Here is a 21,970-nt window from a genome sequence, read left to right on the forward strand (position 1 = left end):
GGGGTATTATGCCGTGGCGGGGGCAGCGGAGAGCAGGGGCTGCGGAACTACTCCCCTGCGCGCAGCCTCTCGATTTTCTTCTGCAGCGGCACGAGCAGGATCATCTCTGCGGAGGTCGGGATCGCCGCGGGGAAGCGAATTCTTGCCACTTCACGATACGCGTCCATGGCCGCCTGATTTAGGACGCCATACCTGGCGAGCTGGTAGCAAACCTCTGCGAGCGCTCCGCCCAAGGCCTCCAAGAATTCGACGATCTCATCGGGACGGCCGGCGTGGTCCCAATAGCGTTCGCCTCGCATGAGCGCTGCAGCCTCGGTGAATGCCTTGATCTGGGGTTTTTCAATACCGGTCGTCATAGGCTCCATGTGTACGGAGCCGCCCATCACTCCGCACACATGGAGTGGGAGCGAAATGTTTGCTGAGAAGAAGGGAGGAGCCATGGCCTGGCCAGAGCCCTTGTGGGAGATGCGGACCCGCCTTCCACCCTGCCCCAGCTATCCGTATTACGTCCCTGACCGGCTGTGGGAGCAGAGCTACCTCACGGCGAAACGTGTCACCTTGCTTCCTATGAATCTCAAGTCGAATCGTCTTTATCGCTTCGAGGTCGTCGACCTCGCCGACCTCGAGGACCGCGCGCGTGCGTACTCGGCCCTCCTGGTGCACGGCACAAGCGACGAGCTCTATTTCTACCTCGATGCTGACCTCCTCTGCGAGGTGTGGGACGAGATGATCCTGCCCCGAGCAGACATCCGCCCGGCATGGCAGCCACTCGTGGATGCCTGGATGAAAACGAAAAAGGAGCCCGGAGAATGGCCGACAGCCGAATGACTCGCCCCCATCCAACACCCCCTGCCACGACCGCCGACCTCGTCACCATCCTGCTCCCCTTTCTGGGCGCCCAGCTCATCGCTGAGCTCGGCGGTACCGAGTCGGATTCCGACGTGCCACAGTGGGCAGCTGGTGAGTCCCGTCCGGCGGTACGAGGTTTGGTTCGGCTGCGGGTGGCTTATGAAGCTGTTTGGCTGTTGGTTGAGGGCGGGCTGGCCAATGCCGAGATCCGGGCGTGGTGGGGATCGGCGGGCTCGATTGCCGGCATGGGCCGTGATCCTTCACTGGTCGATGAACTCCGATGGGGTTCGCTCAAGGACGGCGCCAAGTTGATCCTGAAGGCGGCCCGGGCGGTTGCCGGCGCGGAGGTTGAGCCGATGATTTGGCCTGTGACAACCTTGATCTTGATGGACGTGGACGGGGTCCTTCTCCCATTCGATTCCTTCGGCGCCCCAGTCCACACTTCTGATTTCACTGAGCTGGAATACTGGCAGCCACCGCTCGTCCGGCCGACGACCTTTCCCTACGACACCGCCACCATCTCGGCGATTAATCGGTGGGCCGCGATGCCCACCGTGGAGCTCAACTGGTTGTCAGCCTGGGGCCGATACATTGACCTCCTCGCAAAACAGATCGGGCTCGGGGACTTCCCGCTTTTCGATCAGAAGACCGATGTGGATTCGTATCGGCAGAGACCTTGGAAGCGGCTTTCTCTGTGGACGTTCCTCATTGACGAGCTCCCCGTAAACCAGCCACTCCGGATCCTTTGGATCGATGATCGTGATGCAAAAGGCGCCGGCAAACAGCTTCGCGGTATGAGGTCAGTGAAGCTTCATGCTTCCTTGGTGATCGAGCCCCGCAGCAACATCGGTCTCTCGCACGAGATGATCCAGCGTGCGGAGGAATTCCTGGCAGGCGGAAGTGAAGATGCCGAAGATGCACCATCCGTCCGCACAGTGTTCTTGCGGACAGCAGCCGATGTCGCAAGCACCATCAAAACCGCCAGGGAAGCACGCGCATGGTCGCTGGATCAACTGGCCGTGATGTCCGGTGCTTCGACCGCCACCCTGGAGCGACTGGAAGCGGGCGACATGCTCACAGAGGATCTCACCGCCGTCGTCGTGACACTCGAGGCCCTGGATCTTCACGCCGCCGCGCTCCCCTCCATTGCCAGCACAGTCAAGCTCGAGGATGTCGACCTGGCTGCCGAAACGGAAAAACGCTTTGGCCCGGATAGCTGACCGCGCTAATCACCCCCACGGCCGCATGGGTCCCAGAAATGCCTTCCATTCTTCGGACGCCCTCCTGAGCCGCTCGGGCCCCTCCGAGTGCGCCACCAGGATGGCGCCAATAGCCTCAACCCGCGCCGTTGGGCTCTGCTCCCCGATGGTCACGAGCCAGGGCAGCGCGTGGTCCAACAGCTCCACCACGCTCGGCAGCCCGCCAAGCGCCGCCTCGACCGCGAGCACTTCCAGCTCCAAAACTTCATCCTGCTCACCCGCTGCCATCACGCAACCTCATCGCTTGTCGCCTTGGTTGTCATTGTGCCCCACGCGTGCGTGCGTGGGTCTGTGGAGTACATGTGTGTGGCGCCGGGCGCAAAGCTGGCCGCACGCTGGCGACCTAGGCCGCGGCCGGTGGGTGGGCTTGCAGGGTCCGGCTCGGTGTCGATTCGGCGACGACGCGGTGTGCGGGAGCTCGTCGTTGAGCGGGTTGTGAGGCGAGCCGCCTACGCATGGGGATGCGTGAGAAAGCAGACCCAGCCCGAGAGTAAAGGTGGCCACCCGCCATGGCATCCACAACTTCATTCGATCGCATCGCCGAGATCCGTGCACGACATCGGCCGACCCCACCGCCGCCAGCAGCCAAGCGGCCGAAGATGGGTGTTGCGGTGGCCGCGCTGCGGCAGCTGGTATTCGAACTCGCCCACGAGGCTGGGCTGGCCGACGCCTTGCTGGGCTGGGTCCAGGACGCAGCAGAGGCTGTGGGTGAGACGCCACCCGACCACGTTGAGGTCACTCCGGAGCACGTGGCCATGGCAGCGGAGTTGCTGATAGAAAAACTAATAGGCTCGCACCCATGGCTCCGACAGGACAAGTGGGATATGGACGCGCCGGTGTGGTCAGATTCCTTCGTATGCCCGCCGGGCCTCGTCATGATCGGGGCCAGCGACAGCCTGCGCTCCAAAATCCTCATAGACACCGGGTGCGGCCGGCTGATGGCTCCTGTGGTGCACCTGCCGATGACGGTGAGCCCGCGCGAGATGCGCCGCTGGCTGGTGCCCACCGAGGTCGCCTCATATTTCGAGGAGCACCTCTTCTAGCAATCCGAGACGGCCCGCAGCCCGGGCATGAAATAGGACGCTGGGGCTGTTGCCTGCCGCCCGGCGTGTGCAGGCCTCCGAAAAAAAACTGTATGCACTTGCTGCGAACCCGGGACGGGCGATAAAGGCGAATTAGAATCCGGAGACCTGGCACAGAATCGCCCTTAACACGGCAAGCCAGGTATCGCCAGAATTTTTGCCTACTAAGGCACTTCTCACCGCACCAAAATTCACACCGCCGCGACTTCATTTTCGTGAAGCGCCCCACGCCGCAACGCCATCACTGCGTGTGGCCAAGACCAAGACCTTCAATGGCCTGCGGCCCGCGGTACCAGCCCGCTTGCGTTCCGCCTATACCCCCGCTCCGAGGTCGGCCAGGTCACCGGAGCGGTGCCCGCAGCGGCGTGCGTTTGTGGTGAGACTTGGCAGCAAGCAAGGTGAGTGGAGCGGGATCGCGCGCCGCAGGCGGAGGAGGGGGTGAGAGCTAGAGTGGGCGCACGGTGAGATCGCTGAGAGTAAGTGCGACAGCATTTCCTTCGAAGCCATCTCGGTCCAGGACATGAACGACGGTTTCGGAATCGGGCAGTTGCTGCGTGAGACTTTGATGCCAATGCCCACAGAAGGTCAGGGCCGGGTGGGTGGCGTCGACGGCTTCGCGAATCCGCAGGCGGTTCTGCCAGGCGTCCCACGCAACCAACTCCGGAAGAGGAGTGAGCAAGCCAGACTCGAGGCCCGTCACACCAGCCGGGGCTTCATGGGCAATGAGGACGTCCAGCTTCTCGGTGCTCAAGCGTTCTACATCGGCAACAGTCGTGGATTCCTCCGGCCACCAATTCTTGCCTTCGGTGCGCCAATCCTGATCGACACTCACGGCTCCGCCGAGGGCGCCGAAGCGAACACCGTCTTCAGCCCAGCGGTGGCCGCGGGGTGCGTAGCGAAGACGATCGGAGATCACACCGAACCCCTCATCGTCCAGGGGCAGAGCCCGTAAGGCGAGATGGTTGTCGTGGTTGCCGTCGATGAAAATCATTTGCAGATCGAACCGGTCCAAGAACTTTCCAAGGACCTCGGTGTAGCGATCCAGATGGTGCAGCCCACTCCAGTGGACACCAATATCTCCTACCTGGATAACCCGCGAGTGGCCGGCGCGAGAAATACGCCTAAGGACAGCCTCCGTTTCTCGGCTGTTACTGTGCAGGTCCCCTACGATTGCGATGCTCATGTCACCCATGTGTACGGCCTGCCCCGGACCGCCAACCAATCCGCTCCCCCGCGCTGCGCGCCGCAGTCGGATAGCTCAACGGTCCGCACTCCAACGAGAAGCCCACCGTGTCGCCGTCCGCCTCGTTGGCCGTCACGCCGGACTGCCCCCTCCCAGCCGCGCAGCGCCACCGCAGCCAGGTCGAGCGGCGGTCAGCACGTCACCCAGGTCAGCGGATCGGTCAGCGGGGATCATGCAGTCATCCTCTCAGCAATCTTGGACGCGCAGCGGCCAATGGGAACGGAGAGTTTCGCGGGGAGGTGGAGCGAGTTGGTGGGCGTGGCGGTGATGGGAGGCGCGCCAGCGCCGACCTTCACTTAAATGGCTCGCGGCTGGCTCGTTCGACCTTCCGGCGCATCGGCTGCGGCTATCGCCGGCCAGACCGCGACTGCGGCGTGGAGTTGCGCTGCACGCGGCTCCGCACACATGGTCGCCACCGCGGCCGGCAATTCGACTGGCCGCACTGATCGGTGGGGTTTGAAGTGGCGAGTGAAAGGGAAGTAGTCGGGCGCTGGGTCCGGTGCGAGTACCTGTATGAGTGCGGGTTCGTGCTCCCGGAGCCACTCTGCGAGGCGTGCCATCGGCAGCTCTTCTTGCGCTACATGGATTTGGTCCCGTTGGAGGAATTGTTGGCCGAGCCGCTGCACGGATGTCTGCACACGCTCGCGGCCGTGACGGTTCTGAGCACGGTCCTAAGCGGTCCTGCCGAATTGGTGAGCCAACTTGCGGATGACATTGGCGCGCATGGGTGGAATTACGCCCCTGACTTTGGCAGCGGCGAGATCATCCACTGACCGGCGGGCGGTATCGACCGACGGTTTGACTGGCCACCGAACCTCGTGCAGGTGTGGTGTCCCGATCTACGCATGGATGGTGTCGACCGCAGCAACATTTCCGCGAAAGGGCTTTAGGCCATGAAAACACTCATCCCCACCACTATCGTTCAGGACCTTGGCTCCCTCGATGCCACCAATGATCTTCACCTGACCGCCATCCACGAGGCCGGCCACACCGTCGCCTACTACAAGCTGGGCCGGGAGGTCATCTCGGTCAGCATCCAGAGCGCGGAGGAACACCGCGGCTTGACCTTGCCTGTGCCGGCAATGATCGATGATATTGATCGTGCACAGGTTCTCGTTGCTGGTCCCGTCGCCCAAGCGATGGCAACACTCGCCGCTGCCGAGCCGGACGAGTGGGGCACCGATGAGCAGGAAATTTGGGCGGACCATGCCGCCGGCGCCCTGATGTCCGGTGGCCAAGGCGACATCGAAGATTTTCCTGTATCCTTCACGGACCGCGGCGCCGCCTTCGACATGTGGGCGGATGTCGTCCGGCTCCAGCTCACCGCGCTCTGGACCCCGCTCATCGCCCTGGCCGAGGCCCTCGTGGCCCGCGAGACGCTGACCGGTGCCGAAGCGTTCGCCGTCCTGGACGGCGCACTACCGGCGGATCACGACCTGTTGCGGCGATAGGCTGGCGGCATGAGGCTTGAGGAGTACGTGCCGACGGCGATCGCCAGGTTGACCGCCCGGGTCCGCGAGCACCTGGCCGTCGGCGACGATGCCGCAGCCCTGGTCTACCTGCAGAAACAGCTGAGCTTGATGGAGCAGGTGTTGGATGGCGATCCTTGCCCGCCACTGGACGCGCCAGCAAGCATAGGCGACCACTGCTGGCGCGCCCTGATTTCGGCCGCACTGCTCGACCTCCTTGGGGATCAGTGGCCAGAGCCGGAAGCGCTGCCGGAACCATGGTTCCCGATGGGCGAGACCGGTGCCGACCGGGCCGAAACCGAGAAGGCAACCCCCGCCATCCTGACCCGCGCCAACATCTTCACCGAGCGGCAGAGCTTGCGGTGGCCACCGACAACCGCCCCGCTCACCTAATCGCCTGGCAAACGATTCGCTGCGCGGACTGGCGGGCTGCATGGCAGGAGGGGCTGGGTAAACAAGAGCACCCGCACAGTTCCCCATGCGGGTGCTCTTGTTGTTGATGCAATTAGAGGAATGGTGTCCCCTTTGGGCTACGCGGCTGCCAGCACCTCAGTGATAGCCGCATCACGAACGACCCAGGCACTGGCCTTCGCTACTTTGTCAGCATCCCACTGCCGGAGCGTCAGGCGGGCAAAAAGGTCGGCTTCGATCGCGGCCTGCACTTCCAAGCTCATAGCCGGTAACCCGTTGAGCTTGTTCCGCATGTCCGCCAGCCAGGCCTTCTGCGCGACCTCGTCGGCGTCGCCCCGCGGAATGCTCATGTGTGCCGCGCCCAGGTGATCGAGCCCCCGCGCGGCCCGCATGGCAACCAGCCTCTTAGCCGGCAGCTCGCCCTCAACGTCGAGCGCGGCTGTGATCCAGCCGCCAATGATTCTGCCGCTAGCCGCATCTCGCACCCTAGTGCCGATCATCCTGCCCAGTCCGGCCTGGACAGCGGCAGCTACTTCCACCGGATACGTCCGCCCGGCGAACGCCTCTTTCGAGGTCTCGATCCACCGGGCCATCTTCTTCCCGCCCGAGACGCCGGGTTTCGGGACCGAAGTGAAGGGCCCAACAAGCTCTGCGACAATTTTCCGGGCATCTTCCTTGACGCCCCGGAAATACTGGAGCTCATCGGTTCTCGTTGCTGCCGCCTCACTGTAGGCCTCCTCCGCCATGCGCCTGGCCTCAAGGCAGCCGTGCTCCCGGCTGTACAGGTCAAGCGCCGCGGTCAGCTCTGCGCCGGTCTTGGCACCGGTGACGCCGGCCGCTGCAAGGGACTTCCGGTCCAAGGAAGCATTCCGTTTGCTCACACCCAGGGCAACTGGATCCAGGCCGCCGGCGTCGGCCGCAGCAACCCACCAGGCCCTGTGGCCGAGGGGCGAGGAGCCGTAGTTCCAAGCGCTGTGTGTTACTGACCGGATGAGCTCTGCCGCCAAGCTCTCCGCCCCCTCGATGCCCCTGAGTGCGAGGATGGTTTCCACCTGGCTGGCGGCGGTTTCGCACTGGTCCGGGGTGAGTCCGCGGTTCATCTTGAAGCGGCGGGCGGACGCCTTACGGGCCGTCTGGAGCTCAGAGATCATGGCCATGGTAACCAGGTCGTTGAGCGCCCGTTTTGAGGTCGAGGTGGTCCAGCCCGTGAGGAGATTCATGCGCGCATAAGAGAGCTGTGTGGTCGACCAGCCCTTCTCGGAATTAATGGAGGCCAAGAGGTCCATCCCGACCACCGCGAGGCCGACCCGCAAGCGCAATTGCGTGGCCGGCGACATTGGCATCGCGTCGGCCTTCGGTGCCCCCAGAACCGCCTCAGCCCAGGCCTCATCATCCAGGCCCTCGTCGCCAACCCGACTGCGGTTTGGTGTCCCCTTCGAAAAATCTGAGAGCAGTCTTCCGACGAGCAGCCGCGACACTGCCGCCGCGTTCCGCCGGGCCCCCTGGGGTGAGGATGCTAGCGACGACCGTTTCGCGGTAGCCAAGACACGTTTGAGCGGCGTTACCTGCCCGATGTCTAATCGCACTAGGTTGTTTACGTTCGCTCTCATGAGGTTGTTTACAACCTCTCTCGTGCCCTTGTTTACAATCGATATCGCTAGCTTGTTGACGACCGCTCGCATGAGGTTGTTGACAGCCTCAGCACCTGTTCCTGGCTGTCATTGGGAACAGGTGCTGTGGCTATGATTCCTTGGCGAGGGTCTTCTTCATGTAGGTCCGTTGTTTGTCAGTCCAGTCCGCTTTCTGGTCGCGGACTCTCGCGCCGCTGACTGCCCAGAGAGGGAAAATACGGCGGGTGATGGCAGGGCGTATGGGTAAGGGGAAATAGACGCTTTCGATTCCGGTGGTGGTGTCGAACATGCTGTAGTCGCTTTCCGTGCTGATCACTTGGTAGGTCCCGGCCAGATTGCTGGGAATCATGATCTTCAGTCCTTGGAAGTAGATCTGGGGGTTTCCGCGGGTGACGACGACCAGGTCCACGGCGGCATCTCGGAGCCGCCCGCCTGCCGGAAGGCGCGGTTCCGCTGCCGCCGCGGTGGTGGCGGTCCGTGAGAGGTCTTGGATCTCTCCCGCGGGTGCCTCTGCGGCATTCTGGGCGAGCCTGTTGTCGCGGTAGGAATCGGCGCGGGCCTGGAGTTCCTTGTGGCTGATCGGTATCCGTTCCGAGGGCCGGTGGTCGGCCGCCTCCCATGCCTGTCCCGGGGTCATCGCGCCGGGCAGGGCCTGATGCCTGCGGCGATAGTTGTAGTAGCTGCGAAAGTCAGTGATCAGCGTGGTGAGCGCCGCAAGGCTCGCCGGTGCGTTGGCCTCCAGGAAACGCCGCAAGGTCTGGTGGCTGCGTTCGTTCTTCCCCTGGGTCTGCGGATGATAACCACGCCCGCTGATTCCCAAGCAGCCATGGTCAGCCAGGAACCGCTCGGTCCCCGAAACGATGCCCTGCCGTGCCTGGTTGAAGGCCCGGCCGTTGTCACTGAGGAGTTCCCTGGGCACCCCATGGGCGGTGAATGCGGCACGGAGCGTGGCGATGGCATCGGTGCCGTTCTCCGGATCGGGGAAGCACATGGTGCCGACATCGAAGCGGGTGGAATCATCGAGAAGCTGATAGATCGTCACCTTGGTGCCAGCCTCGTCGGCCAGCCGATATTCAAGGGCGTCCAACTGCCACATCTCCATCGCCGCCGAGCGGGCGAACCGCAGCCACGCCGAGCGCGGTCGCTTGCGGGGATTCGCCTTCACCGCCCCGGCTGCGGAAAGGATTCTCGCAATTGTCGCCACCGAGGGCACCGGCAGTCCGAACTCGCCAGTGTCAACCCCGACGAACCAGATCGACTTCGGCCCGCTGCCCCACCCCTCTTTTTCCAACCGGGTCCGAATCCGCAAGACGGTATTAGTGGTGTTCTGGCCAAAGGTCCGCACAGGATTCTTCGGCGCCGAGGAGCGTGGATTCAATGCCTTGTTTCCCTCCTGAAGGAAACGGCGGCGGATGTTGTAGAAGGACGGACGGCTGATTCCCAGGCGTTGGCAAAACTCGGACACGCTGGGCCCGTCTGCGGCCAAGGGGTCGAATTCGACAATCTGGCGGCGCACGGAAGGAGTCAAGGATTTAGGCATCCTTAATTATCGAAACCGAGTCCCGCCGTAGTTCAGCAACCCTCCACCGGCGTAAACAAGGCCTTGAGACATCCTGTAAACAGGGTGTTGAGACATACTGTAAACAACGTCATGAGAGAGTCTGTAAGCAAGGTAGCGAGACATCACACGTTACCTGCCCGAGGAACTGTTTGAGCCCGGGCCGGCTGGCTACCTGCTTTCTGGCAAAGACCAAGATTTGCTGGTCGGTACAGCCGAGCGAGTAGCCACGCACGGCCAGGTCGCGCAGGAAGACGGGCGCAGAGAACCGAGACGGAGGGCGGGAGGAGGAAAGTTGCCTGAGGGCCTGGAGCTGCACGGGAGTGAGAGAAGGACCAGTAACATTCATGTAACAATTTTAACAGATTCTATGCGTCTTTGGACGAAGTCCAGAAGACAGCGATTATAATCTGGCTCAAATCAGGCGCCAAGGAAGGGAGACCGCCGGCATTCGATCCACGACCCCGGCCAAAGCCGGCAAGCCACACCGAGCAAGACGGAGCCGATTCCCACCCCGGGCGGCAAGTTTTCCAGCAAGCCAGGCGTCACGGGTAACGATCCGAAGCCGCTTCGAAAGGCAACCGACACGAAGTCGATCCGGAACCCGCAGCGTTGTCCTGGTCGTTTACCTGCCGGCTAACGCCGGGCCGCTGCTTCGGCTTAGGACTACGTCCACGTCTCCGAACGGCAGTCGACCCGTTGTTCCGATCGTTGACCTTGTCGATACCCGTAGAGGCGGTCGGCGATTTGATGACCGAGACGTTTACCTTTAAGTTCCCTCCCTCACCTCCCACTGGTTCATCCGGCTCACGGCGGCCGGCTCACTTCGGCGGGGTCGGGTCGGCTCAGCCCTCCCGCAGAACGGTTCAGACAGGCGGTTCACACCGGTTCAGACTGGCGGCTCATCGACCGGCTCACCCTTCCCCCGGACCAGCTCAGATAGGCAGCTCCCTGGACCGGCTCACCCGCCGCCGCGGGCGGGCCGGCTCGGACCGGCGGTTCATCGGCGCGTCACCCCTCCCCGCGGACCGGCTCAGACACGTGGCCAGGGCACCGGTTCACAGTGGCTCATTGGCCGGCTCATTCGGCACAGGCTGGCGGTTTATCAACAGGCCCGACACCCCCGACAGACGGGCTCACCAGACAGTCCAAGAGCCGGTTCACCGCTCCGCTCTGAACCGGCTCATCTCTCCATTCACGAGCGGTTCACTCAGCAGCCCAGCCCGGTCCAAGCACGGCTCACTGGACGGTTTCACCCTTCCGCGAAGACTGGCTCATCAGGCAGCTCAGACAATGGGCCATGCTGGCTCACCAGTCAGCTCATTCGGTCCAGGCTGGCGGCTCACTGACCGGCTCAGGGACCGGCCCACACGGCTCAGGCGCGTGGCCGACCACCCTCCCACGAGCCGGTCCGCTCACCCCCCCTCCATCCAGCTCACATGGCGACTCAGCCGGCACGCTCGGCGCCGAGCTGGTCGGTGGGCACGGTGGTCCGGGTGGGCGGGTCGTGGGCCGTCGCCATGGCGGTGGCGGGCTCGACGGTGGGCGACCCGGGCGACAGGACGGAATGGTGCGGGCGGCCATAGGTGAGCTGGAACCAGGGGGCGCGACTGGGACGCCGGGGCCGCCTCGACGCCACCATCGGATCCGCCAACGATTAAGGTGATCTTAATCGTCACTTGCGGATTTTTGAATTCTGCTTAATACTTGTGAGTGCGGATGTTGCTGCTGGTGCCGTGGTGGGCACCGGGCGAAAGAAGAGAACCCCCTCAGTCAGGATTGCGACTGAGGGGGTTCTCTTCTGCCCAGCGTTAGGCTTCAGCGTCCGGAGCGTTCCTGGCTCGCCCGCCTTTGGGCTCATACTCAGCCAGGACGGACGCAAAAGCTTCGATATCTGCGGCTCTGTACGTGCGCCCATTGTTAAGCTCAGCGCCAGGGTGTCCAGTGTCGTCCAGCGCAACCGGGTCCGGAAAAAGCATGGGGAGCGCGCCCTGGCCTTTGCGCTTCCGCCACTCCCACAGCCTGATCTGGTCCCGGGAGACCCCCAGGTACTCGGCCGCGCGTGCGGCATCGACCAACCCGGACACCGAGCGAATTTCTCTTTGGATCTCCATATGCCCATCATCCAGTATTTTCCGCCAGGACGCAACGCTTGCGTTGCAACATTCGATATGCCATACTCGAAGAAGTTGCAACGCCAGCGTTTCAAAAGAAAGGAAGATTCATGCGCCAGGATGTGGAAGTCTTCGTCGAAGGGGAGGACCGCGTGATCCTTCGGTGCCCGGCCATCTCTCCCGGCCTGGCCGTCTTTCTGGAGGGAATCCCGCACCGCTGGCTGCACGAGCGGGGCGCCTATAGCTTCCCGGTCGAGTACGCCGATAGCGTGCGTGCCCTTGCCTGGAGTCACTTCATGACAGACGGGTCGGCGACTTTGAGCACCTTCACTTTGGACGTCTCCCCGTACGCCGCCGATACATCCATTACCTTCGCCGGCCGTCTGATCGTCGAGCGCCGGCAGCCGAGTCGGCGCCCTGTCTTGGGCGCGGGAGTGGCCATAATCCGAGGATCCTTCGGCTGGGACGAGGACCGCCCCGCCTTCACCACCGCACGCCTGGGCGCCAACAACGCCATCCTCCAACTGGTTCTGCCGCAAAGCATCCGCGATCACGGCATCCCCGGCCTCACCGAAGTCCCTACTATCGGCCGCCGCGAGGCATTGCAGGCCGAGTACGGCGCGCTTGCTACCCGGCTGGCCTGGATCCGGAATGAGTTGGCAGCATGATGGAACCCCGCAAGCGCGCAGCGCGCATCCTCCCCGATAGCCCCGCCTTTGCTGGCGTCGTTTCGGTCAGCGTCGGCGTCATCTTCCTGGCAGCTTGCCTCGTGAGCTTCTCCGGTCAAGCCGAAGTCGCAGGGACCTACCTCGGGCTGGCCGGGTGGCAGCGTTACTTGATCCCCCTGGTGGTCGACGTGAGCCTCCTGATTTACGCAGCGGCCGCACTGGTTCGTCGGGCCCGGGGGGAATCAGCGCGGGGAGTCATCATCGCTTCGGGCTTCTGGGTCATGGTCTCCGTGGCAGCAAATGTCGTGCACGCCTTGCAGCCCACTCACATTCTCGTGGGGGCCGTGCTTGCTGCCCTCATGCCCATCGCTATCCTCATGGCATCGACGGTTGCCGAATCCTTGCTGGTCGCCCCGCCCGCCGTTGGCGAGAAGCTCGACCGCGAAGCGGCCCTCACCGTGGAGCTCACCGAGGCCCAGGCGGCCGTCGCGGAGAGCATGGCGAAAGCCGATCAGCTTCGGAATCAGATCGCGAAACTCGAGGAGGCCGCGAAGCTTGCCGCCACAGCCACACAGCCGGTAACCGTGGAGGTCAAGGGTTCGCCCCGGCAGAAGGCATTGGCCGCCGTTCCGGTAACCGCCACCCCGGCCGCCGAACGGGATGTCCGCATCGTTGAGCTCAGGGCCTCCGGCGAGACCATCCCGGAGATCAGCCGCCAGGTGGGTTCCTCAGTATCCACGGTCAAGCGCATCCTGGCCGCCTCGGCGGCCCCCTCAGCCGCCACGTCCGCAGCATAACCAGCAACAACAACACCGCAAAGGAAATCACCATGCAAACACTCCTCGCCCGCCTCGCCGAGATCTTCCCCTCGACCGCGAGTCGCATCGGCTTCTCCCTGCTCCTGTCCGCCCTCCTGGTCACCGGCGGCGTCGTCGCAGCCAACGCCGCTGGCAGCACTTCAGGGGCCACCCCTGATGCCCCGGTGCACAGCGAGCTCCTGGAGAAGGGCCAGGCCAGCCAGCCTGGAGCCGCCGAGGAGGCCCGCCAGATCGAAGCCATCCTCGGCCTCTAACCACAAGGCCTTCGGCCAGAACAACAGGATGCCCCGCTGAACGGTAACGGGGCGTCTTGCTGTTTTGGTGGCAGGCGGGTGTGTGGTTAGGGCTGGGGCGAGGGACCGTCCGCACACATGGGCGCCATGGAGATCGAGACGCAGCCGGCCGTGAGCGCCGGCGACACCCGTCGCGGGACTGGGCGCATAGAAGCCACCATGACCACTGCACCAGCTTTCACCCGCGAGTCCGTCGCCGCCTTCATCCGCGCCAGCCGCGCCGCCCAGGGGCTCCCGCCCACGATTGACGACCCCGCCGCCCAACGCCGTGTTCTCGCCGCCATAGACCGCGTACACGCCGCACAGGCCCGGGAGGCTGCGGCAGCCGCCAAGGTGGCAGCAGAGGCCGCGTAGGGCCTCCTACCGCCGCCAGGAGATCTCGAAGCGGCGGGGGTCGAAGACTTTGGCGCCCGTCGTGATGAGACGGGGCAAGATCTTCACCTCAATGAAGGTGTCTTCCAGCAGCTTGCGGCGTTCCGGCGTCGGCATCGCTGGCCACGCGGCCCGCAGCTCCGCGCCCGTCTGCCTGGCCCGTCGGGGACGCACGTCCGGCTCAGGCAGGTCAGCAAGTTTCTTCTTCACAGCCTTCGCGGCGATTGACCATTCGGCCATGTCCATTTCACCTGAACCCGCCATTTCGGCCAATGCGTCCTTGCGCTTCTCCAACTTCTCGCGCTCCGCAGCCCATTTGGCCAACTCGCCTGCATCGTTGGTCTCTAGCTCGGCCGGCCGGTCACGGGCCTGGAAGAGGACCTCGGCCAGGAACTCCTCGGCCGGCGCCGCGTTTATGGTCAACCCGCCACAGTTGGGTGCGCCCACGTTCTTGGCACAACGATAATTCGGTGTCCGCGATTTACCGCCAAGCCCTCTCACAAGCGGGTACCCGCACTTCCCGCATTTCAGCAGCCCGGTGAGTAAGTGCTTCCGAGGGCCGCCACGCTTCACGCCCGATTGCCCAGGTGCCAGGCGCGCCCGCAAGAGCATCGAAGTTCCATCGTCGATGATCGCCGGCCAGGCGTCGCGAGCCGTTACAACGCCATGATGCTCGCGATGCCCAGCGATTCGGGCAGACCGGACGATGGCTACGATGGTCGATGCTCTCCATGTGGCGCTGGTGACGGTACCGACACCGCGGGCGTTTAAGTCCCTTGCGATGTCGTTGAACCCTTCGCCGGCCAGCACGCGCTCGGCCAGCTCGCGAATGATTTCCGCCTCGGCCGGAATGACGGTGGCATCTGCCGTCATCCCGAAAACCCGGCGCCCCGGCCATTTTCCATGCTCGGCCAGTTCACGGTGCTTTCTGAGGATCCGCTCCTGGGCCTTTTCCCTTTCTGCAGCGGCTACAGCTCCGAAGATGTGTGCCTGAAAGCGGCCGTCGGCAGTTGCCAGGTTGAGCGCGCCGCCCGTCACCGAGACAATGCCCACGTCGGTGCTCCGGGAAAGTTCGATGAATGCAACAAGCTCCGCCATCGATCGGTGGAGGCGGTCGGTGGAAAAGACGAGTGCAAGGTCAATTTTCCGGCCCTCCATAAGCTCACGGAGCTCCAGATACGACGGGCGGGTTTTCAGCCCCGAAGCAGAAATATCGTTGTCTTCGAGTTCGGCGACGATTTCGATCCCGTGATCAGCGGCGTATTTCCTGCAGTCTTCAAGCTGCCGGGCTACGCCAAGCCCTTCTTGAAGGAGGTCCTTGGAGATGCGCGTGTAGATGGCGGCGCGACGGGGTGCGGGAGTCGTGGTGGTGGTCACCGCAACAGCATACGGTGTACGCCGCGGAAACATGTGATGTGCACGTTTTTGACGAGTTGGCTAGTGGCCAAAAAAGTACACGCTTTTTTGAACATACCGCTTCGTGGGCCGAGTTCGCATGGACGCTGGCCATGCCGGGCAGCCCGCTATTCAAGGCAATCAACATGTCCAGGCTTTCGGCTTCGCGGACCTCGCCCACGATGAGCCGTTCGGGGCGCATGCGCAGGGCCTCCTTGACCAGGCGCCGCAGCGGGATTTCGCCCACGCCTTCCAGGTTCGGCTGGCGGCACTGCAGTCCCACCACGTCACGCAGTGGCAGCTTCAGCTCGAAAATCTCCTCAACCGTCACCACTCGCTCACGGGAACCGATGCCGGCCGCGAGGCAGTTGAGCAGCGTGGTCTTGCCGGCCTGCGTGGCACCGGACACCAGGATGTTCAGGCCGCTGCTGACGGCGGCGCCCAGGAAGCGGGCCGCCTGCGGCGTCAGCGAACCAAGCTCCACCAGGTGCTCGAGGCGGCTGGCGCGGGCGGTGAACTTGCGGATGTTCACGGCCCAGTGCCGCGCCGTGATGTCCGGGATGACAACATGCAGCCGGGACCCGTCCGGCAGGGCGGCGTCAACGAAGGGGCTGCTCAGGTCCAGCCGGCGGCCCGAACTTTTCAACATGCGCTCGACGAGGTCGCGCACCTGCTGCTGGGTGAACGCCAGCGGGGTCAGCTCGGATTCGCCGTTGCGGGCCACGAAAACCTCATCCGGGGCGTTGAGCCAGATTTCCTCAATGTCGGGATCGTCCAGGAAGGGCTGCAGGGCGCCAAAGCCGGCGACGGCGTCGTACACATGCTGCATGGCGTCACCGGCGTGGGCCAGCGGCGGCACGGCACCCACCAGGGACCGCTCCCCATAGTCATTGACGGCCGCTTCCACCAGCGTGCGGACCTCGCTGCCCTGGCGCAAGGGGTCAAGGCCCTTCCGACGGATGAGTTCCCGAACCTCATCCTCCACCAAAGCAAGTGCATCCATAGTGCGTCTCCGCCCCCGCGGTCCGGCTATTTTCCCCTTGTCAGTGGAGCCTAGCCCGGCACATGGAGAACGCGCTAGAGGCATTTGCGCACCTGTGGACAATGGCGGGCGACAACGGCCGGGCCATTTTCACTGGAATTCCCCAGCAAACGGCCACGGAACGGACATTATTCTTGTGACGTGAATCAGTTCTTCCAGATGCCAATCATCAACGGTGCAATTCCGGCCATCCTCATCGCTGCCGGACTGCTCGCGCTGCTGTGGCTCCTTTGGGGGAACAAGCGTCATCTGACCCTCTGGGCTCCCGCGGCATTGGTCATTTCCATTGCTGCCGGCACCGCCTTCTGGTACTTGGCGGAAAAGGTGTGGAACCTGTGGGGCGAGCCGTTGCCCGGACAGCTGTACGTCTATGCCGGCCTGGCGCTTTTCGCAGTACTGCTGGTCGTGCCGAAGATCCTCGCCCTGCGGCGCCTCTGGGCCAGATTGCTCGTGCTCCCTGTCGCCGCCATCGTGCTGGTATCGGCAGCAGGGCTGACGAATCAGAACTTCGAGTACTACCCCACCGTCGGGTCCCTTTTTGGTGACACGGGGACAATCGTCAAATCGCTTGCCCAATTCGAAGCCAGCAACGGACGGATGAAGCTCACTGCTCCCGGACGGCCCACCACGGAAGCGACATGGCAGCCGCCCGCCGACATGCCGTCCCATGGCGACGTGCTCACAGTGCACATACCCGGGACCCTCTCCCATGAGATCTCATCCAACGCCTACGTTTACCTGCCGCCGGCCTACCTGGCGACGCCGCGGGCCAACCTCCCAGTGCTGGTGTTGATCCACGGTGTTCCCGGGGGCACCATCGACTGGCTCCGCGGCGGGCAGATCAACAAGTTCATGGACAACTACGCAGCCGCCCACAAGGGACTCGCGCCAGTGGTGGTGATGCCCGACGCCGGTGCGTGGTGGTCGTACTACCCGCCGGTCTGCATGAACAGCCGGGCCGGCCAGGCCGCCACCTACCTCACGCAGGACGTACCAAACTGGGTCAAGAAGACCTTCGGCGCAGGCACCTACTCCTCCCGTCAATGGGCCATCGGCGGCTTTTCCTATGGCGGTACATGTGCCATGACCCTCGCCGTCAACCATCCCGGGGTCTATCCGACATTCATTGACAGTTCGGGCGAATCGGAGCCCACCATCGACCAGGGCCATGCCGTGCTGATCAAGAAGTACTTCGGTGGCAACACCGCCGCCTTTGCAAAGCAAAACGCGCTCGACATCCTCAAGACCCGGCACTTCCATGGGGTTGCCGGGGTGGTCACAGTGGGGGCCAGCGACAACCAATACAGGCCCCAGGGCATTGAGGTCTACAAGGCCATGAAGCATGCCGGCATGGATGTCCGCCTCCAGGAAGCCCCTGGCGGGCACGCATGGCCCGCCTGGAAGTATGGCGTCTACCACAACATGGCATGGCTGATGGGCCGTCTGGGCCTCAGCTAGGGCAGGTCAACCACTGCGCACAATTGGCAACCACGTTGGATTGTTAGACTCGGGGCGGACTTCTAACGATTGGCGGATAGTGGCATGACTTGGTGGCAAGCGGTACCGGCAATATGTACAGCCGCTGCTTTGCTGTTCGTACCCGGATACATCTTGGCGCGCGGGTTGGGGGCAAGGGGCTTCGGCGGCGCCGCAATGGCTCCACTGGCGTCGTGCGGGCTGGTGGGGGTTGCAGGCATTCTCGGCGGGCTGGCGCACATTTCATGGTCGGTCTGGCTGCTCGCCGGTTTCACGATCGCTTGCACGGCGGCTGCCTGGGTGCTGCGACGGATTGCCTACCGTAAGGCCACACCCTTGAGGGAGACCAAGGGACCGGTCTGGCTGAACTGGATCGTCATGGTTGCGTCACTGGCGATCGCAGCCAAAGTGATTACCGGCCGCCTGCTTCCGGCGATGGGGGGTCCGGACTCGTTCGGGCAGGTTTTTGACAATATTTTTCACCTGAACGCCATCAAGTACATTCTTGAAACGGGCAACGCATCGACCCTCAATTTGGGAAACTTGGCATCCGGAGGCCACGGAGTATCGCTCTACCCATCTGTATGGCACTCGATTGCCGCCCTCGTAGCCCAGCTCGCCTCAGTCAATGTCTTTGTTGCCGAAAATACGCTCACGGTGGCCGTTGCCGCACTTCTGTGGCCCTTTGCCTGCATCTGCCTGGTGCGGGGCATCCTTGGGCCGCGTGTCCTCCCCACCGTCGTGGCCGGGATCCTGTCCGCCGGATTCTGGATCTTCCCCTACCAGCTGCTGCAGTGGGGACCGTTGTTTCCCAACACGCTGTCCTACAGCATCCTGCCTTTGGCATTGTTGGTGGTGGCCGGCCTGTGTGGGCGGCTAAGGGAACCGGTGGCCGATACATTTACCCTGTCCATGATGCTGCTGGTGGGCATTGCTGCGCTTTTCCTGACCCAGCCCAACGGTTTCAGTGCACTGCTGGCCTTTTCGGTGCCCATTCTGGCCGGCTCCTGGTTGCGCGTATTCGCGGCTGGAATTCGCGCCCGCAAGGGCACCCGGTACGCACTCTTCACGGTGTTGTGGGGCCTGGCAGCCATCGTCGCCCTGCTGGTCATCTGGACTGCGCTGGTTCTCGGCTTCGATACCTGGAAGCCTTCCAGGTCCTTGCCCACGGCGGTCAAGGACGTCTTAACGGGCGGGCTGCTCGGTGGGCGGTTTACGTGGCTGGCGTCCTTGCTGGCCGCCGCAGGACTGCTGGTCATCCTCGCCAAACGCCGCGGCTGGTGGATGATCGGCTCCATGGCGGTGGCCGGCGGGCTGTACGTCGTCGCAGCTTACCTGCCCACCGGACCGGTCCGACAATTCTTGATTGGCAGCTGGTACCAGGATCCCTACCGGCTTGCCGGACTGGTTCCCCTCTTTACCATTGTCCTGGCGTGCGTTGGCGTGGACGGCGCGGCGTCAGCCCTCACCGCCGCCATCCGCTGGCTGGCGGCGAGGACCTTGCACCGCTTCCAGGACGCGCTGGTGCATCCGGCCACCACCGTTCGGGCGGCCGGCGGCCTCCTGGCCCTGGTGGTGGTTGCCTCAGTCCTTGTCCCCCTCTCGATGCAGGCAAACCACAAGGGCTTGGACGAAGTCAGCGCCAAGATCAGGACCTCGTGGTCCTGGACCCCTGGCTGGGTCGTCTCGGCGGACGAATACAAACTGATGCAGCGCCTCGACAAGGACGTTCCGGCGGATGCCGTGATCGGTGTTGACCCCTTCAATGGCGGCTCACTGGCGTATGCGGTATCGGGCCGGAAAGTGTCCCAGTACCATCTGACTCCCGCCCCGTCCGCGTCCGTGTCCTTGGTCGCCAAGGATTTGGCCACGGCCGCCCCGGGCTCGGCAACGTGCAGGGCAGCCGCGAAGGCGAACATCAGGTACGTCCTCGACTTCGGCTCGTTCTACATGCTCCAGTTCCCGCAAGCCAGGATGTATCCGTCCTTCGTCAATATCAAGGACTCGTCCACCTTGAAACTGGTGGACCAGCAAGGCGCCGCGAAGCTCTACAAGGTAGTCGGTTGCTAGGCTGCCGGCCCGCCAGCAGCCAGGCGCCCGGCGTCCGCTAGCTTGACGCGGCCGGGCCCGACGCCGGAAGGCCCGTCGGACCCGGCGCAGTCCTACGCGTCGTACCCCTGTGGGTTCTCGCGCTGCCAGCGCCAGTGGTCCTGGCACATCTGCGCCAGGTTCCGGTGGGCGGACCAGCCCAGGTCAGCCAGCGCGGCCGAGGGATCGGCATAGCTGACCGCGGCGTCGCCGGGGCGGCGGGGCGCGAACTCAAAGGGCACCGGCTTTCCGGCCGCCGCGCCGAAGGCCTGGATGACTTCCAGGACCGAAGAGCCGTTGCCGGTGCCCAGGTTCCAGCGGAACACGCCGGGGTGGGCGGGGAGGTAGTCGAGCGCCGCCAGGTGCCCGGCGGCGAGGTCCATTACGTGGATGTAGTCGCGCACCCCGGTGCCGTCCGGCGTCGGATAGTCATTGCCGAACACCATGACCTTTTCGCGGCGCCCCACGGCCACCTGGGCCACGAACGGCAGAAGGTTGTTGGGGATGCCGCTGGGGTCCTCGCCGATCCGGCCGGATTCGTGCGCGCCGACGGGGTTGAAGTAGCGCAGGAGCGCCACGCGCCAGGTGGGGTCGGCTGCACCAAGGTCGGTGAGGATGTCCTCGATCTGCTCCTTGGTGCGCCCATAAGGATTGGTGGCGTCCAGCGGCATCTTCTCAATCAGCGGGACCTCTTCGCTGGCGCCATACACGGTGGCCGAAGAGCTGAAAACGATGGTGCGCACGCCGTGCTTGTCCATGGAGGCCAGCAGGTTCAGTGTGCCGACAATGTTGTTTTGGTAGTACATGAGCGGCTTGGCCACGGACTCCCCCACGGCCTTCAGCCCGGCGAAGTGGATGACGGCGTCGAAGCCGCCGCTGTCAAAGAGTTTGTCGACGCCTGCAGCATCGAGGAGGTCCAGTTCAACAAAGTCCGGGTGCCGTCCGGTGAGTTCCTCGACGCGGCGCAGTGACTCGGCGGAGGAGTTGGCCAGGTTGTCGAGCACGACGACGCCGTGCCCGGCCTCAAGCAGGCAAAGGACAGTATGTGAACCTATGTAGCCGGCACCGCCGGTAACCAAAACTTTCATGGTTTCCAGCCTATAGTGCCCGAACGGAAGGTGTGCCCGTGCAGACGGGCCAGGACCCTGTTCCTTGGTTGTCGAAGTGGCGGCACTTCCCGGCATTCAGCTAAAGTCGGATGGGCTGCTTCCGTATGCACGATGGTTAAAGTCGCTCGTCGCCTGACCCCAGTAACTAAAATGGAATGCCGAGGTAGCCCGTGCCGCAGTTGAGCGTGATGATTCCCGTCAAGAACGGGATGCCGTATTTGAAATCCACCATCGCAAGCACCTTGTTCGCCATGCCACGGGACTCGGAGCTGTTGGTCATGGACGATGGCAGCACGGACGGCACTGGCGGATTCCTTGCCACCGTGAAGGACAGGCGCCTGAAGGTCTTTCGGAATGAGGAGTCCATCGGCGTTGCCGCCGCTGGCACTGCCTTGCTGGGACAAGCGACCGGCGAACATGTTGCGCGAATGGACGGAGACGACATCTGCCTCCCGTGGCGATTCTCCGTGGAGCGCAGGGCCCTGAGGGGCGTGGACATCGTTTTTTCCCCCATGTTGCTGATCAGTGCACGCAACTTGCCTTTCAGGCCGCATTTGGAGCGCGGCTTGTCGGTGGATGCGGTGCCACTGCACCTATTGCTCGGCAATGTGCTCGCAAACCCAACGATGTACGGCACCCGCGCCGCCCTCGAGTCGTTGGACGGTTACCAAAAGACACACGCCGAGGACTACGACATGTGGCTTCGGGCCGCGGCCTTGGGGATCCGCATGCGCCGAATTGACGCACTGCCCACCGTTCTCTACCGCCGCCATTCAAGCCAGTTAAGCCGTTCCCGCCCATGGGACCGCAAAAGCGACGACGTAGTCCTGGAAGCTTCATTCCAGGCATTGGCTGGGGCCGCCATCGGGTTCGAGGGTTCGGCATCAACCGTCCTCTACAACCGTCCCCGTTCAAACCAGCCTTACCCGACGGATCCGGACATTCAGGCCTTTGCGGACGGTATGCTCAGTGCGTGTGCCCGCCTCAAGAAGGACGACCGGCGGATACTGGAAACGCGGCTTCGATCCATATACCGACTTTAATGCCTGCAACACGTAACAGGAACCCGCTGCGCTGAAACGGGCATGTCCTT

The 21,970-nt window shown here is 63.6% G+C and carries 21 protein-coding genes; 12 read left to right on the plus strand and 9 right to left on the minus strand.

What is annotated here, in order from left to right; genetic code table 11:
* Positions 1 to 47: 47 nt before the first annotated feature.
* Positions 48 to 356, minus strand: a complete 309-nt coding sequence (locus tag MMF96_RS02780; RefSeq protein ID WP_256882492.1) for a hypothetical protein — start codon at positions 354 to 356, stop codon at positions 48 to 50.
* Between the two features lie 55 nt (positions 357 to 411).
* On the opposite strand from MMF96_RS02780, the gene MMF96_RS02785 reads away from it, so the two are divergent.
* Entirely contained in the window at positions 412 to 828 is a 417-nt protein-coding gene (locus tag MMF96_RS02785) for a hypothetical protein (protein WP_256882493.1), read from the plus strand.
* The gene (locus MMF96_RS02790) at positions 810 to 2,069 is read left to right on the plus strand and encodes a hypothetical protein (protein ID WP_256882494.1); all 1,260 of its coding nucleotides are present in this window, start codon (positions 810 to 812) and stop codon (positions 2,067 to 2,069) included. The genes MMF96_RS02785 and MMF96_RS02790 overlap by 19 nt, the downstream gene beginning before the upstream one ends.
* 9 nt (positions 2,070 to 2,078) lie before the next feature.
* Here MMF96_RS02790 and MMF96_RS02795 read toward each other — a convergent pair whose 3' ends face one another.
* On the minus strand, positions 2,079 to 2,336 hold the full coding sequence (locus tag MMF96_RS02795) for a hypothetical protein (RefSeq protein WP_256882495.1): 258 nt from the start codon (positions 2,334 to 2,336) through the stop codon (positions 2,079 to 2,081).
* A gap of 281 nt (positions 2,337 to 2,617) precedes the next feature.
* On the opposite strand from MMF96_RS02795, the gene MMF96_RS02800 reads away from it, so the two are divergent.
* Positions 2,618 to 3,151, plus strand: coding sequence for a hypothetical protein (locus tag MMF96_RS02800; protein ID WP_256882496.1), 534 nt, complete (start codon positions 2,618 to 2,620; stop codon positions 3,149 to 3,151).
* A gap of 484 nt (positions 3,152 to 3,635) precedes the next feature.
* Here MMF96_RS02800 and MMF96_RS02805 read toward each other — a convergent pair whose 3' ends face one another.
* Positions 3,636 to 4,373, minus strand: a complete 738-nt coding sequence (locus MMF96_RS02805; protein ID WP_256882497.1) for a metallophosphoesterase family protein — start codon at positions 4,371 to 4,373, stop codon at positions 3,636 to 3,638.
* A gap of 953 nt (positions 4,374 to 5,326) precedes the next feature.
* On the opposite strand from MMF96_RS02805, the gene MMF96_RS02810 reads away from it, so the two are divergent.
* Positions 5,327 to 5,884, plus strand: a complete 558-nt coding sequence (locus MMF96_RS02810; protein WP_256882498.1) for a hypothetical protein — start codon at positions 5,327 to 5,329, stop codon at positions 5,882 to 5,884.
* A 9-nt stretch (positions 5,885 to 5,893) separates the two neighbouring features.
* Positions 5,894 to 6,295 carry a hypothetical protein gene (locus MMF96_RS02815; protein ID WP_256882499.1) on the plus strand — a complete coding sequence of 134 codons (402 nt, stop codon included), beginning with the start codon at positions 5,894 to 5,896 and terminating at the stop codon, positions 6,293 to 6,295.
* A gap of 137 nt (positions 6,296 to 6,432) precedes the next feature.
* Here MMF96_RS02815 and MMF96_RS02820 read toward each other — a convergent pair whose 3' ends face one another.
* From MMF96_RS02820 to MMF96_RS02830, 3 genes are all read right to left on the minus strand, one after another.
* A complete protein-coding gene (locus MMF96_RS02820) occupies positions 6,433 to 7,995 on the minus strand; it encodes a hypothetical protein (protein WP_256882500.1) in 1,563 nt (520 codons plus the stop codon).
* Between the two features lie 58 nt (positions 7,996 to 8,053).
* Positions 8,054 to 9,484 carry an integrase core domain-containing protein gene (locus tag MMF96_RS02825; RefSeq protein ID WP_256882501.1) on the minus strand — a complete coding sequence of 477 codons (1,431 nt, stop codon included), beginning with the start codon at positions 9,482 to 9,484 and terminating at the stop codon, positions 8,054 to 8,056.
* Between the two features lie 1,465 nt (positions 9,485 to 10,949).
* Positions 10,950 to 11,156, minus strand: a complete 207-nt coding sequence (locus MMF96_RS02830; RefSeq protein WP_256882502.1) for a hypothetical protein — start codon at positions 11,154 to 11,156, stop codon at positions 10,950 to 10,952.
* A 570-nt stretch (positions 11,157 to 11,726) separates the two neighbouring features.
* Between MMF96_RS02830 and MMF96_RS02835 the strand changes: the two genes are divergently transcribed.
* From MMF96_RS02835 to MMF96_RS02850, 4 genes are all read left to right on the plus strand, one after another.
* Complete coding sequence (locus tag MMF96_RS02835) at positions 11,727 to 12,284, plus strand: hypothetical protein (RefSeq protein ID WP_256882503.1); 558 nt, start codon at positions 11,727 to 11,729, stop codon at positions 12,282 to 12,284.
* Entirely contained in the window at positions 12,281 to 13,081 is an 801-nt protein-coding gene (locus tag MMF96_RS02840) for a DUF2637 domain-containing protein (protein ID WP_256882504.1), read from the plus strand. The genes MMF96_RS02835 and MMF96_RS02840 overlap by 4 nt, the downstream gene beginning before the upstream one ends.
* Positions 13,082 to 13,113: 32 nt before the next feature.
* Entirely contained in the window at positions 13,114 to 13,356 is a 243-nt protein-coding gene (locus tag MMF96_RS02845; protein WP_256882505.1) for a hypothetical protein, read from the plus strand.
* 198 nt (positions 13,357 to 13,554) lie between these two features.
* Positions 13,555 to 13,749 carry a hypothetical protein gene (locus MMF96_RS02850; protein ID WP_256882506.1) on the plus strand — a complete coding sequence of 65 codons (195 nt, stop codon included), beginning with the start codon at positions 13,555 to 13,557 and terminating at the stop codon, positions 13,747 to 13,749.
* Between the two features lie 6 nt (positions 13,750 to 13,755).
* Here MMF96_RS02850 and MMF96_RS19730 read toward each other — a convergent pair whose 3' ends face one another.
* Positions 13,756 to 15,144, minus strand: coding sequence for a recombinase family protein (locus MMF96_RS19730; protein ID WP_256882507.1), 1,389 nt, complete (start codon positions 15,142 to 15,144; stop codon positions 13,756 to 13,758).
* Positions 15,044 to 16,165, minus strand: a complete 1,122-nt coding sequence (locus tag MMF96_RS02860; RefSeq protein ID WP_256882508.1) for a CpaF family protein — start codon at positions 16,163 to 16,165, stop codon at positions 15,044 to 15,046. Before MMF96_RS02860 ends, MMF96_RS19730 begins: the two co-directional genes overlap by 101 nt.
* A gap of 180 nt (positions 16,166 to 16,345) precedes the next feature.
* Between MMF96_RS02860 and MMF96_RS19735 the strand changes: the two genes are divergently transcribed.
* Together MMF96_RS19735 and MMF96_RS02870 are read left to right on the plus strand one after the other, a co-directional pair.
* Positions 16,346 to 17,662 carry an alpha/beta hydrolase family protein gene (locus MMF96_RS19735; RefSeq protein WP_176615423.1) on the plus strand — a complete coding sequence of 439 codons (1,317 nt, stop codon included), beginning with the start codon at positions 16,346 to 16,348 and terminating at the stop codon, positions 17,660 to 17,662.
* 69 nt (positions 17,663 to 17,731) lie between these two features.
* Positions 17,732 to 19,750 carry a DUF6541 family protein gene (locus tag MMF96_RS02870; protein ID WP_256882509.1) on the plus strand — a complete coding sequence of 673 codons (2,019 nt, stop codon included), beginning with the start codon at positions 17,732 to 17,734 and terminating at the stop codon, positions 19,748 to 19,750.
* Between the two features lie 92 nt (positions 19,751 to 19,842).
* Here MMF96_RS02870 and galE read toward each other — a convergent pair whose 3' ends face one another.
* Positions 19,843 to 20,856: a UDP-glucose 4-epimerase GalE gene (gene galE / locus MMF96_RS02875; RefSeq protein ID WP_256882510.1), complete on the minus strand. Its 1,014-nt coding sequence runs from the start codon at positions 20,854 to 20,856 to the stop codon at positions 19,843 to 19,845.
* A 191-nt stretch (positions 20,857 to 21,047) separates the two neighbouring features.
* Here galE and MMF96_RS02880 point away from each other — a divergent pair, with 191 nt between their 5' ends.
* Complete coding sequence (locus MMF96_RS02880; protein ID WP_256882511.1) at positions 21,048 to 21,920, plus strand: glycosyltransferase family A protein; 873 nt, start codon at positions 21,048 to 21,050, stop codon at positions 21,918 to 21,920.
* Positions 21,921 to 21,970: the final 50 nt, after the last annotated feature.

The organism is Arthrobacter sp. STN4 (genome assembly GCF_024539665.1).
Taxonomy (GTDB): Bacteria; Actinomycetota; Actinomycetes; order Actinomycetales; family Micrococcaceae; genus Specibacter.